This is a genomic window from Niallia sp. Marseille-Q9988 (assembly GCF_976954375.1).
The window spans coordinates 1-11,335 of the sequence record NZ_CDRJSZ010000025.1; the positions used below are offsets into that span (position 1 = coordinate 1).

An 11,335-nucleotide genomic window follows, 5' to 3' on the forward strand; every position below is an offset into this window, starting at 1 on the left:
TAATCTCTTTTGTATATACAGTTTTTTTGCCCACGCAAAAACACCTCCGAATAATGTCACAATACTTATCTCAAGTATTGCCATTTTGGAGGTGTTTTATATTGTCTCACTATTTTAGGTTAGTCCATAAAATTGTTTCTTATTCTCTCCTTTTTTTTACAGCAACTATTCCGTTTTCCATCCTTTATTTTCACACAGATTCGTAATATGAGCGAGGTGGTGACGACCATGCCATGCGTAATTTCCAATTAATAATCGAACAGATTGAGTACCACTTTCTGGATGTTGGAATTCCTTCTCTAATTCATTTGTCTGAAGCAGAGCTCGAAATAAATGAACCCATCTTGTATGAATATTGAAAAGCAATTGGATGGACACATTTACAGGCATGGAATAGTCGGGAAGCTGTGCCCATAGTCCTTCTTCATATGGTTTAATAATCGGCTTCTGTTCAGTTAAGGCAAGCTTTGTCCGTATATATGCGTTCATATGACTATCTGCTACATGGTGTACTACTTGACGAATTGTCCAGCCGTCTTGTCGATAGGGAGTATCTAACTGTTCCTCTGTCAATAGGGCTATTTTTTTCTCAAGTTTAGATGGATATTCCTCTATTTCTGAAATCCATCTATGTAAAACTTCCTCTGAAATCTGTCTTTCATATTCAAATAAACCAATTGGATACCTTTCATCCACTTCTCATTTCCCCTTTCATCATACAGAAATCGTAAATTAATAGTAAGTTAGTTTTTCTTCTCAAAAAATAGCAAAATAGAATCTTTCATTGGTTCATAGCCAATATCCATGTATATCTTATTGGATGTTGGATTTGTGATATCTGTATAGAGGCTAGTAGATGAATATCCACTCTTTAACAACCGTTCTGAAAGTTCTGCAACACAATTTGTGGCATAGCCTTTTCTTCTATAAGATTCTGGCGTATACACAAAATTAATCGTTATATTATTCTTCGTAGGTCTGCTTGCATTTGCCATACTAACTAACTGATTATCTACTTCCCAGCCAGCAAGTTTCCCACCTTGAATAATCTCCTCTGCACGTATTCCTGCCTGTTCCATTTCTAACGGCTGATTAATGGACTGAGCGAAATCATAAATCCATTGTTGAATTAGCGCCTGATCTCTACTTGTTATCCATCTGAAATGACCAACATTAGATGGTTTCTTTTTCACTTCATTTAGTTGATAGATACGTTGATCCATCCCCAGTACAACGTTTACTTGACGTAATGCAGCAATATGTTGAGCCAGCTCTTGCACAATTGCTTTCTCGCCAATGAAACCAGGAATTTCTTCTATATTTTCATGAATTAATTTACTTACTAACGGTAGCTCCAATGGAGTCATCCCTGGAAAAATAGAGACGATTATTTGTTTTGGATGTGTCTGAAACAGCATAAGAATTGGTTGTTCATCCTTATAAACCCCAGCCATAATGATAGGCTTAATCATCTTATTTATATTCATTAAGATTCCTAGTGGCAAGCCATTAACTGCTTCTTCTTTTTCTAAAAGTGGCAGCATCACCCGCTTGAAATCATTTACGTCATAAAACTTTTGAACAAGTAACACCACAATTCTCCTCCAAACCCCAAGTAATTTTTATGTATGAAAGAAGCTTAAGACTGACTCACCTGAATAAATGTTTTTATTCCAGGGGGAGTATAGGTCGAGAATTTATCAAGCAATTGTGCTGGATTAGAATCGATTATCGCAATGTTCCGATACTGTTCTTGTAAAAATTCCGCATTGGCCATATGATTAATTAATCCAACTAGGGGATCATAATAATGATTGATATTAAGAATCCCTAAAGGTTTTTTATGTAAACCAAGCTGTGCCCAAGTAAAGATTTCAAAAAACTCTTCCATTGTGCCCGCACCGCCTGGAAGTGTAATAAACCCATCAGCTAGCTCTGTCATTTTTGCCTTTCTTTCATGCATGGATTTTACGACAATTAATTCACTTAAATGTGGATGAGCTATTTCTTTTTCTTGAAGAAAATCAGGGAGTACGCCAAATACCTTGCCACCCTCTTCCACCATACTATCAGCAAGAGCTCCCATTAACCCAATGCATGAACCGCCATATACAAGCTCTAAATCACGTCTCGCCAATTCTTTTCCTAGTGCAATGGCTTCTTCGATATAAATTTTAGATGCTCCTGTACTTGAACCACAGAATACAGCAATTCTTTTCATATTGATTCCTCCATTTAACAAAATTCTGATAATTTTTCATTACTTTTTACCTATTAGTTAGGTCTAAGTCCACTTTTTACTAGCAAATAAGTATAAGACACCGAGATTAATGGAAAAATTTTCTCCCTCCTTCTATTTTAACTGGAATCCAATACGAAAAGAAATAGTGTTTGCCTTATTTCAATCACAATTTATTGGATTTTTTTGATTCCTAGATTTAAATTGTCCAAAAATAAAATATATTTTTAAAAATAGGTTTAAGAGTTTTATCTAGCGGGTATTTGAAAGAAAAACAATATAAGTACACCTAATATCAAGGAGGATTAAAATGTCAGGAAACGTATTGTATAAAGGCAAAGTCTTTAAAATTTTATTTTGCTATGATACTGGTTATTGTGAAATTAGGGATATTTATAATGTATTTAAGGTAGAACTTGTTCATAATTCTCAATTTACCATGTTAGAAGATATTTGCACACATTAGTCATATCCTTTTAGCTTTTTGTCATTTTAAATGACAACTCATTTTTCAAAAATTATGTAAGCGTTATTCTTCTTTTTATTTCTTATGGTATTCATGCATGCCTTCATACAATGACTATAACATTTTATATACTTATTTCTTTATTTAGACCTTTTTGTACATATTATAATGAACTTGTCCACACCATCTAGTATCACTTCCATATTATATAGTAAATCTATAGTTGGAGGTGACTAGTATGTCTGAATATGGAGGCGGATTTGGAAGCAACTTTGCATTAATCGTAGTATTATTTATTTTATTAGTTATTATTGGTGCATCTTATGTAGGAGGTTATTAATCTTCTGATTGAAAGTGTCTCAAAATGTTGGTATTCATTGACAGATTATCTATTACCCTTTAATAGGTAATGTCCTTGAAATCCCTTTATTTGAGGCACTTTTTTATTTACTTTCCATTAAGCTGATTTCGTAAAAACTGTTTCTATGACACCAATCGTAAGCCATTTATGTTCAAAAGTCTCTAATCAAATAGCCTTTTATTCCCCTCGTTAGTTACTTGTCCATTCCCTTTCACTCTTACCTACATAAGATATGGTGTAACTTGTAGAAGGAGGTGGCATATATGTCAGACTGTTATAGCGGTGGAGGTTACAACAATAACTTTGCTTTATTAGTTGTGTTATTCATTTTGTTGATCATCATTGGAGCTTCCTATTGGGGAGGATATTAATTTCGTTAAAAGAAGGCACTTTTGTGCTTTCTTTTTTTCATAAAATATCATTCTTTAAATTATACATATAGCATACGAAAAGGTACCCTTTTTATTGGGGTACCTTTTCTTTCATAGTATTAGAAGAAGTTTCTTCTTGGTCTGCAATTATTTGGATTATTTACATCAGTACCACAATCGAAATCTTCAACAACTGTTTCGTTCACTTGTCTTTCTGTTACTGGAAAATAATTTTCATTACGAATTACCGTTCTATTTACATTAATTACTTCTGTTGGGTGAATATTACGAATTCTTTTTTCATTTGTTGTTGTTCGAACAACTGTTTGAGTAGGATGAACGATATCTCTCACTGGAGAAACGCAATTTCGACATTTTTTCCCATGATTATTATTACTAGAACCTAACACATTATTATTATTATGGCGACCCATTTCTTTCGCTCCTTTCTATTATCAATTTCACTTACAATATATTGTATGAAAGGAAAAAGAGCTTGTCCGAGCTTTTACACTAATCTTTATTAAAATATGCTGAAGGACTAAGAGGAATATCTAGCGGCACAGAAGTGGAATATTATTTTGGGAGATCTACTCATAGAAAAATGTTTAATATAGTAATTCTACCTAGCACATCATAAACCTTGTTAAATTGCTGATTCTCTTCTTTTATTTAGGAATACTTCACCTATTACAATTAACATCTTTCTATTAATGGCTATATGTTTTTAAGAATAAAAGTTCTTATAAATTGGGATTTACAAAAAGCTCTTTACGGAAAGAGAAAAGTTTTTTTATGCATACAATTTAAATGACTTCGATTTAAAGGAGACAGCTAGGATGGAATCCACTTTAAAAATGCGTGGCTGCTTCTTCCTTAAACAAAACGCCTTAATGTATGTGTCTGTTACTGCATACACAAGAACCGTTCGCTGGGATATAGAGTCATCTTTTTTCACATAAACAATCTCTATAGGTCTTTTTTCTTTCCACGCTTTATCTAATTGTTTTATCATCCTAAGCTCCCTCCTTTAAAACACATTATATAAGAACATTCGTTCGAAAACAAGTTTTTTCGAACGAATGTTCTTATATTTATAAAAAAGGATTGCCTTTTGTCAATTTGGTAACTGTCTGTTTAATTTTATTAAAATTCATAGCTATATGCTAACTGCATTTTCACTAATTCGCCACCCAATTTAATCAAGACAACTATCTATTGTTTTTTTTTGGAATAGGATAAATCAAAAACAAAGGAGTATCGATTATGCACCCCTCCAATACAACTGGACTAGATGCGGCAATCTATCAAATCTATGCTGCGCCTTACCACGGTCCATGGAATCAACTTTTACATCATTATGTTCATAACAGTCACAGAATCTATCGGAGTAAACAATTGCCATATGATCCACATGCTAATTACCATTATCTTAATTCGAATGTACCATTACACATGAGGCAAACAGATTTACTTTCCAAAATCTCCAATGCAATTGATGGGGAATACTCTGCAATTGCTTGTTATCAAAAACTAAAGAATCTAGCTCCCACAAAAAAAGAAAAAACAGTGATTAATGAAATTAGAAAAGATGAAATCAGCCATTTCAATACCTTTTCCAATTTATATACTCAATTAACTGGTAAAAAACATACACCTCATATTTCTGAACACTGTCCAGATGACTACAGTAAAGGGATAGATTTTGCATTTAATGATGAACAACAAACGGTAGATATGTATTTAGATATTGCCTACCAAACCGATAACATTAAATTAAGAGATGAGTTTTTAAGAGCTGTCCATGATGAACAAAATCATGCAGTTTGGTTTTTATATTTTATGAAATAAAAGAACAAGACAACAGAATTTATTGAACGTAGTAGGAATATAGTCTATTTTTATAAAAGTAAAAACAACTCATATTAATAAATAGTGATATTCTCTTTTTATTAATATGAGTTGCCTAATTATGTAATTAGTGTTTTGTTAAAAATAGTACAATTTACCAAAGGCTAATTGTTTCACTGTTAACTCTTCCCCCCTATGCAAGTCCTTTTCTAAACTGAAAAAATTTTTTGTAATTAGACTACCTCTAGTTATAATAGCTTTAATTAGGAGGTGTATCCATTGATTAAATTATTTAGAAAACGATGGATGCTTTTTGAACAAGTGGTGAAACCGTATAAGCCCTTTGTGACAGTTGAGTATGGTGTTATTCCAGTTCCTGTTGATGATATTATCGGGCTATCCTTACCAGTTAGCAAAATTAGAAATAGCGAAAAAATGAAAGAGCTTCGAGTCTCTGTAAAACAAAAAGGTGGGATAGATGATGACTCTGAAAATTTACATTTATATCGACTACCTGACAGAAAATATACGGTAGCTTCTGGTGGTAATCACCGCATATTTTTATCGCATCAAATAGACATACAAAAAATTAACGCGATGGTTTCCCTTTTAATTCCAGAAAGTTACATACCCGAGAATATAAAGGCCAAAATAAAAGATTATGAGGATAAAGAGAAGACATACCAAATAGAAGTGGAAAAGATCCGCGAATCCTTGGAAGCCCTTGGAGAAATTCGCAAAAACGTAAAAGATGAATTTACTTATAAGAACTTTTGTAATCTAAGAGATGAAATGTATAATAAACGTCAATATCTCCTTCTTAAATTAGCCAAATTTTTAAATTTAGTACCCCATGAAGAAGTGTAGTAATAAATATTATCTATTTTGAAATATGCAGTCTTTACGAAAGAATGTATACAAAGAAGACTGCAGAATATCCCAAATCGAGTATATTCGCAGTCTTCCTTTCCCTTTTCAATTATGCATTAAGCTTTTACTGTTGAAGAAAGTGTTTCTGTTTCTTCAACAATTGATAAATTAAAATCTGCATTGAAATCAACGTTTAAAATTGTAACAGTTAAATCAAACCTAAAATTGTAAATGGCATAAAATTCACCACCTTTATTAAAAAATACATCCAAGAACAATCATATTATTTAAAAACATTAATGCTTGTCCTTTCAATATAAGTTATGAAAAATACAAAACTATTGATTGTGCAGATATATCTATTTTTATATCCAAGGTAATAATATTTAAAACAGAGAAGTAAAAATATGTTATGAAACTAAGCAGATATCCCATTAAGGATTTTATCCTTAATGGGATATCTGAACTTTATAGATTTTAACTCTTTTGCTTCACCTAATAAAATTTTGTTGCACATCACATCCAGACTAATTCTAGAACGTCCTTCACATTTTTTTACATTACTTATCCCCTTCTGCACCACAACCCCATATCAATCATTTTATGATATTGAAGTTCAAAATTTAATTAATTTCTCATTGTTTAAGGTATAAAATTCTTCTATATAAAGAAGAATACCTATTAATTACTTCAGAAGGAGAAAATTATTATGTTTGTATTAACAACGAGAATACTCATTGTATTAATTTCATGGTGCGGATTTTTTGTAATTCCTAAGAAATCTATTTTTAAGTTTTTGCCAGTTACTTTGTTTTCAACTATTTTTTTATTAGTGGAAACATTACTCTCCATGGAATTTAAATGGTGGAAAGTAAAAGGGGGGATAAAAGGGAGAATTAATAATGCCTTTACATTTATTTTCGGTCCTTATTTTGTCGGAAATATCATCATTTTTCATTTCACCTATAAAAAATTTTGGTTATATGCCCTCCTAAATGGCATTATGGATTATTTACTAGCATATCCATTCAATAGCTTTTTTGAAAAACATAATTTTTATAAGCTCAAAAAGGTAAATAGTCAGTTTCTTTTACTATCTGCCTATCTATATGCAATGCTAAATTATGGATTTCAAAAAATGATCGATAAAAATGAGCCAAATAATGAGCTCAACAACAGACCAATATAAGAAAATTTAAATTATGGTTCTAATGGAATATGTTTTTTAATCGGCTGACCAACAACAATCTGATATGTTGTTCCAGGTAGATAATGTAATGCTAATAAGAATTTTATTTTTGTATCCTCATGGGCTTTGCTATCTCCCATAAGTGAGCCGCCAAACTCTGATTCAGCAAGCGCCAGAGTGCCTGCAAATCCTTTTCTTCCATTAAATTCGAATATCATATCATCCTTTCCGTGACTACTTTCTATGTGCCTATTACGGTATTCTCCAATGGCACTTTTAAAATTGCCTACTCCAAATCTACTTGCATATTTAACCTCCTCATTTCCAGGATCAATGCCTACTATTTCCATGAGTCTCACCTTCTTGCAAAATATTAAGTAGTTAATATTTTCCGCTGATTTTTCTGCGTTGCTATTAACTAGTTAATATACTATATGGCCGTTATCTCTATTAATGCCTGTCTTTCAAAATAAAAGTTAAAAAATATCTAAATAAAAATTAAAAAGGATTTTACAAGATTGTACAGAATATTGATACTGAGGTGTTTATGGATGAAGGTACATATTGATAAGTACATTGAAGAAAGTGGATTACGGAAAGGCTTTATTGCGAAGAAGTTAGATATTTCCTCTACTCAGCTATCGAATGTTCTAGCTGGCAGATCCTTCTTAAGAACGCCTAAATTATTTTTGTTGGGGAAAATATTGAATTGTAAAGTGGATGACTTTTACGAATTTGAGGATAATGATTATTCGAAATAAAAAACAGCCCAACTCAATTGAGAAGGGCTTCTTTTAAACTACATTAACTAAATTTATATTCTTACTATTTCTTTATTTTTCATTATCATTTAAATACTCAGATATAAGATATAGAAACGTTTTAAATATTTGATCTTGTCTTTTTTCAAAATCTGAAATGACATAATTTATAAATTCTCTTTTCACATTATAGCCCATTGTAATGGCACTCCAAGCCTTTTGTGCAGCGTATTCGACCACATCCTCCTCATCATGTTTTAACAATCTAATGATATCATCTTGGTGTTCGGCTAAGATGTTGTCCTCATATATATAATGTTCGAATGCATCAAGTCCATTTTTAATTTCAGATATATCATTACTTCTTACTAATTTTCTTGCTTCTTCAAGTGTAATTATAATTGCACCTTCGCCAACTTGATCATCTTCAATTTCTTCTTGAATAAAAAGATTATCTACCATTTCATCAAACGATGAATATAATTCTATAATCTTGTCTTCCTCTGTATCTATATAGATAACTTTAGGATTCTCTGAATTATTGTAATCTAATGCAATCCATTGATGGCCATCACCACTTAGCAAAATAATATTTTTCCTATTTATCTCCCATTCTTTCACATAATAGTCTGTCTCCATTATACCTTCATTTTCTTTAATTCCAAATAGGTACTCAATTAATAAAAAATCATCTCCTTCCCAACGATTTAGAGATATTGGTAATGCATTATATAATAGGGTTCCTCCGTTCTTTTCCATTAAAATATCAAGATATGCCTTTGGCAATTTTACACGAAAATGTTTTTCCGCTTTATTTATATCTTCACTTGTTAAATTATTTAGAGTATAACTACTCTCTTCAGATTTCCAAATATTCATATTTTTAACATTCCTTTCAAATAAATGTTTATTTTTGTAAAAAATAATATATTATGTAATTTAGGTAAATATTCTGACTTGTTACAATAATATACCAATTTATTAAAAAGGAGAAGAGTTGTGAAAAAATATATTTTAAAAATAGCAACAGTATTATTACCAATTCTATTAATTTTTAGTACATTAAGCGAAGCAAATATTAACGCTGCACCAAATATAAATATATACCCAAAAGATCCAAGCGATCTTGTTACAGAAGAACAGTATGAATACCTTGAGCCAGATTTAGAGACTTATGAAGATAACAATATAGACGAACTAGAAACAGTACCAGTTGAAACCTTAGAAGATGAACCTGAAAATATTGATGATTTTGATGATGAACCAATTATCGATTTTGATTCTGGTTCAGAATCACCTGATAAAGCGCCTGCAATAGAAGAAGCTGAAAAAAATAATAATCCTCCCTATGGTGGAGCTATAAATATCTATCCTACTACAAGAATAAAAACAAATGGTAAAACTAAAACAGTAGAAGTTCAAGTTTTTAAAGGAAATGGTAAGAAGGTATATGAAACGGTTAAGAATTGTCATATGGCTAATAAATATCACCCAGTGACTAAAACTTTCTATAATAAAAATTCTTTCCCCGTATTCCCTGGTAAATCTTTTACAGTTTCATCTAAATATTGGAAGTCGTCTAAATCAACGGTTTGGAATCAAATAAAAGGTGATGTAAAAAAAGCTGTGACTTCTGATTTCAATTATTCTAAATTATTTAATCAAAAGCAGATTAATCAAATAAAAAATGGAAAATTCCCTGATGACTTTAGATTACATCACCATGAGAAATCAGGAAATTTCCAATTAGTTCATAAAAATTCACATGATAAAACTGGCCATACCGGCGGCAAATCTATTTGGGGTAGCTGGTAAACAAATAATAAGATAGAAAATATCCGCCTTTATTTTTATAAAATTATGAATATTTACCTAATTAAAAGATAAGCCCCTCTCACCTAAGAGAAGGGCTTTTGTGTGGAGCCTAAGCTGTACAACTATTTTATATCCATCCACATTACTTTATGCGGATTTTTTGCTTTGGATAGATTTTATCAATATTTTTAATACTTGGATTTAACTTTTTGATTGCTGCAACGGTTGTACTGATATTTCTTAGCAATCTTAGTTACATTGTCTCCACTTACAACCGTATGATATAGCTTAGTGTTGTTTACACTGCCAGTTGTTTCGTACTTTAATGTTTGTCCTACATAAATTTTATTCGGGTCCTTAATGCCATTTAATTCTTGGAGACGTTTAACAGAAGTACCCCATTTAGATGCTAGTTTACTTAATGCATCCCCACTTTTCACCTTGTATATCTTAGTCACTTTTTTAGTTGAGCTTGTAGCTGGTTTGGCAGCATTTTCTTTTTTTATCTGAAGAAAACTTTAACTTTTGGCCAGCTCTAATTAAATTTGCATTTTCAATATTGTTCCAATTGGCTAGAACTTTGACAGACACATTAAAATCAGCCGCAATCTCCGAAAGAGTTCTCCAATTACAACCGTGTATGTCCCATCACTATTCTTTTTCCGTTTACTTGGTGTTGATGGTTTTGTAACAATTTCACTACCTACCTTTGTTTCCTCTGGAGCAACAACTTTCACATCTAACCAATGACCAGGTTCTTTTTTAATATCATTTCGGTCAATCACTACACCAGCAACTTTGACATCATTTTCATACTAGCGCATATGAATAAAATCAGCAACATGGCCGCGACTCCATGCATATGTTTGCCAGTAATAATCCACGTTTCCTTTCACCACTTGCATTACATTGTAAGAACCGTATACTCCAACCTTGTAATCCTTCAATGCTGATTTAATACCTTCCACAAACTCTAAAATTTTGCTCAAATGACTAGACTGAGCATCGAAGTCTACAGCAAAGTAAATAGCTGTCCCTTCTGGCTGTCCAACTGTTTTTGCAAAACCCTCAGCTTCTTTCGCATGAGAAATTCCCTGCTCCTTGCTAAGAAATTGAATTCCATTATTACTTTTCTGAAAAATACTAATCAGCTTTCTGATGATATGTTGTTGTGGTAACTTTATTTTATCAGAAGTGGTCCTTATTTTTATTGAAAAAAAAAACAAAGCCGTGAAATTTTACTTTTCGTAAAATTTCACGGCTTTTTCGTCTAAAAGGAGGGTTTTGTCCCAGCCTCTTTTTATGTGTATCGTTTATAAAGTTCCAATTACTTTCCCGACTTACATTTCCTCCGACTTTGATTAGATTAATAGTCTAAGAATTCTTCTTTCACCTTTTTATCAAAGGGTTGG

At 31.8% G+C, this 11,335-nt stretch carries 18 protein-coding genes; 8 read left to right on the forward strand and 10 right to left on the reverse strand.

Annotated elements, in window-relative coordinates; all coding sequences use genetic code 11:
- Positions 1-165: 165 nt before the first annotated feature.
- From ACWNMZ_RS25040 to ACWNMZ_RS25050, 3 genes are read right to left on the reverse strand one after another with little or no spacing between them, the layout of a single operon-like run.
- Positions 166-696: a YfiT family bacillithiol transferase gene (locus tag ACWNMZ_RS25040; RefSeq protein ID WP_251629889.1), complete on the reverse strand. Its 531-nt coding sequence runs from the start codon at positions 694-696 to the stop codon at positions 166-168.
- A gap of 47 nt (positions 697-743) precedes the next feature.
- On the reverse strand, positions 744-1,592 hold the full coding sequence (locus ACWNMZ_RS25045) for a GNAT family N-acetyltransferase (RefSeq protein ID WP_251629892.1): 849 nt from the start codon (positions 1,590-1,592) through the stop codon (positions 744-746).
- 47 nt (positions 1,593-1,639) lie between these two features.
- The gene (locus tag ACWNMZ_RS25050) at positions 1,640-2,221 is read right to left on the reverse strand and encodes an LOG family protein (protein ID WP_251629894.1); all 582 of its coding nucleotides are present in this window, start codon (positions 2,219-2,221) and stop codon (positions 1,640-1,642) included.
- 328 nt (positions 2,222-2,549) lie between these two features.
- On the opposite strand from ACWNMZ_RS25050, the gene ACWNMZ_RS25055 reads away from it, so the two are divergent.
- From ACWNMZ_RS25055 to ACWNMZ_RS25065, 3 genes are all read left to right on the forward strand, one after another.
- On the forward strand, positions 2,550-2,705 hold the full coding sequence (locus ACWNMZ_RS25055) for a hypothetical protein (RefSeq protein ID WP_192840935.1): 156 nt from the start codon (positions 2,550-2,552) through the stop codon (positions 2,703-2,705).
- A gap of 238 nt (positions 2,706-2,943) precedes the next feature.
- The gene (locus ACWNMZ_RS25060; protein WP_251629896.1) at positions 2,944-3,045 is read left to right on the forward strand and encodes a YjcZ family sporulation protein; all 102 of its coding nucleotides are present in this window, start codon (positions 2,944-2,946) and stop codon (positions 3,043-3,045) included.
- 284 nt (positions 3,046-3,329) lie between these two features.
- A complete protein-coding gene (locus tag ACWNMZ_RS25065) occupies positions 3,330-3,437 on the forward strand; it encodes a YjcZ family sporulation protein (RefSeq protein ID WP_081836718.1) in 108 nt (35 codons plus the stop codon).
- Between the two features lie 119 nt (positions 3,438-3,556).
- Here the strand turns inward: ACWNMZ_RS25065 and ACWNMZ_RS25070 are convergent, their stop codons facing one another.
- Both ACWNMZ_RS25070 and ACWNMZ_RS25075 read right to left on the reverse strand, forming a co-directional pair.
- A complete protein-coding gene (locus ACWNMZ_RS25070; RefSeq protein ID WP_251629898.1) occupies positions 3,557-3,871 on the reverse strand; it encodes a CotD family spore coat protein in 315 nt (104 codons plus the stop codon).
- A 359-nt stretch (positions 3,872-4,230) separates the two neighbouring features.
- Complete coding sequence (locus ACWNMZ_RS25075; protein WP_251629900.1) at positions 4,231-4,452, reverse strand: WYL domain-containing protein; 222 nt, start codon at positions 4,450-4,452, stop codon at positions 4,231-4,233.
- A 440-nt stretch (positions 4,453-4,892) separates the two neighbouring features.
- Between ACWNMZ_RS25075 and ACWNMZ_RS25080 the strand changes: the two genes are divergently transcribed.
- The 3 genes from ACWNMZ_RS25080 (at position 4,893) to ACWNMZ_RS25090 (ending at position 7,347) form a co-directional block, all read left to right on the forward strand.
- Positions 4,893-5,288, forward strand: coding sequence for a ferritin-like domain-containing protein (locus tag ACWNMZ_RS25080; protein WP_251629932.1), 396 nt, complete (start codon positions 4,893-4,895; stop codon positions 5,286-5,288).
- A gap of 279 nt (positions 5,289-5,567) precedes the next feature.
- Positions 5,568-6,155, forward strand: a complete 588-nt coding sequence (locus tag ACWNMZ_RS25085; protein WP_251629901.1) for a hypothetical protein — start codon at positions 5,568-5,570, stop codon at positions 6,153-6,155.
- 712 nt (positions 6,156-6,867) lie between these two features.
- On the forward strand, positions 6,868-7,347 hold the full coding sequence (locus ACWNMZ_RS25090) for a hypothetical protein (protein WP_251629907.1): 480 nt from the start codon (positions 6,868-6,870) through the stop codon (positions 7,345-7,347).
- 11 nt (positions 7,348-7,358) lie between these two features.
- Here the strand turns inward: ACWNMZ_RS25090 and ACWNMZ_RS25095 are convergent, their stop codons facing one another.
- Complete coding sequence (locus tag ACWNMZ_RS25095) at positions 7,359-7,697, reverse strand: ParM/StbA family protein (RefSeq protein WP_251629909.1); 339 nt, start codon at positions 7,695-7,697, stop codon at positions 7,359-7,361.
- Between the two features lie 201 nt (positions 7,698-7,898).
- Between ACWNMZ_RS25095 and ACWNMZ_RS25100 the strand changes: the two genes are divergently transcribed.
- Positions 7,899-8,108 (forward strand): helix-turn-helix domain-containing protein, encoded by a 210-nt coding sequence (locus ACWNMZ_RS25100; protein ID WP_251629910.1) that lies wholly within the window; start codon positions 7,899-7,901, stop codon positions 8,106-8,108.
- 72 nt (positions 8,109-8,180) lie between these two features.
- Here the strand turns inward: ACWNMZ_RS25100 and ACWNMZ_RS25105 are convergent, their stop codons facing one another.
- Positions 8,181-8,987: an SMI1/KNR4 family protein gene (locus ACWNMZ_RS25105; RefSeq protein ID WP_251629911.1), complete on the reverse strand. Its 807-nt coding sequence runs from the start codon at positions 8,985-8,987 to the stop codon at positions 8,181-8,183.
- A gap of 120 nt (positions 8,988-9,107) precedes the next feature.
- Here ACWNMZ_RS25105 and ACWNMZ_RS25110 point away from each other — a divergent pair, with 120 nt between their 5' ends.
- Positions 9,108-9,923, forward strand: coding sequence for an HNH endonuclease (locus ACWNMZ_RS25110; RefSeq protein WP_251629913.1), 816 nt, complete (start codon positions 9,108-9,110; stop codon positions 9,921-9,923).
- A 188-nt stretch (positions 9,924-10,111) separates the two neighbouring features.
- Here the strand turns inward: ACWNMZ_RS25110 and ACWNMZ_RS25115 are convergent, their stop codons facing one another.
- The 3 genes from ACWNMZ_RS25115 to ACWNMZ_RS25125 form a co-directional block, all read right to left on the reverse strand.
- On the reverse strand, positions 10,112-10,381 hold the full coding sequence (locus ACWNMZ_RS25115) for a LysM peptidoglycan-binding domain-containing protein (RefSeq protein WP_251629914.1): 270 nt from the start codon (positions 10,379-10,381) through the stop codon (positions 10,112-10,114).
- Positions 10,382-10,495: 114 nt separating this feature from the next.
- Positions 10,496-10,708 (reverse strand): hypothetical protein, encoded by a 213-nt coding sequence (locus ACWNMZ_RS25120; protein WP_251629915.1) that lies wholly within the window; start codon positions 10,706-10,708, stop codon positions 10,496-10,498.
- A 30-nt stretch (positions 10,709-10,738) separates the two neighbouring features.
- Complete coding sequence (locus tag ACWNMZ_RS25125) at positions 10,739-11,149, reverse strand: glycoside hydrolase domain-containing protein (protein ID WP_251629917.1); 411 nt, start codon at positions 11,147-11,149, stop codon at positions 10,739-10,741.
- Positions 11,150-11,335 lie beyond the last annotated feature (186 nt).

Bases quoted from the DNA above. Each gene is read 5' to 3' on its own strand.
- ACWNMZ_RS25050 (WP_251629894.1), bottom strand. From the start codon at position 2,221: ATGAAAAGAATTGCTGTATTCTGTGGTTCAAGTACAGGAGCATCTAAA.
- ACWNMZ_RS25055 (WP_192840935.1), top strand. From the start codon at position 2,550: ATGTCAGGAAACGTATTGTATAAAGGCAAAGTCTTTAAAATTTTATTT.
- ACWNMZ_RS25060 (WP_251629896.1), top strand. From the start codon at position 2,944: ATGTCTGAATATGGAGGCGGATTTGGAAGCAACTTTGCATTAATCGTA.
- ACWNMZ_RS25065 (WP_081836718.1), top strand. From the start codon at position 3,330: ATGTCAGACTGTTATAGCGGTGGAGGTTACAACAATAACTTTGCTTTA.
- ACWNMZ_RS25070 (WP_251629898.1), bottom strand. From the start codon at position 3,871: ATGGGTCGCCATAATAATAATAATGTGTTAGGTTCTAGTAATAATAAT.
- ACWNMZ_RS25075 (WP_251629900.1), bottom strand. From the start codon at position 4,452: ATGATAAAACAATTAGATAAAGCGTGGAAAGAAAAAAGACCTATAGAG.
- ACWNMZ_RS25080 (WP_251629932.1), top strand. From the start codon at position 4,893: ATGAGGCAAACAGATTTACTTTCCAAAATCTCCAATGCAATTGATGGG.
- ACWNMZ_RS25090 (WP_251629907.1), top strand. From the start codon at position 6,868: ATGTTTGTATTAACAACGAGAATACTCATTGTATTAATTTCATGGTGC.
- ACWNMZ_RS25095 (WP_251629909.1), bottom strand. From the start codon at position 7,697: ATGGAAATAGTAGGCATTGATCCTGGAAATGAGGAGGTTAAATATGCA.
- ACWNMZ_RS25100 (WP_251629910.1), top strand. From the start codon at position 7,899: ATGAAGGTACATATTGATAAGTACATTGAAGAAAGTGGATTACGGAAA.
- ACWNMZ_RS25105 (WP_251629911.1), bottom strand. From the start codon at position 8,987: ATGAATATTTGGAAATCTGAAGAGAGTAGTTATACTCTAAATAATTTA.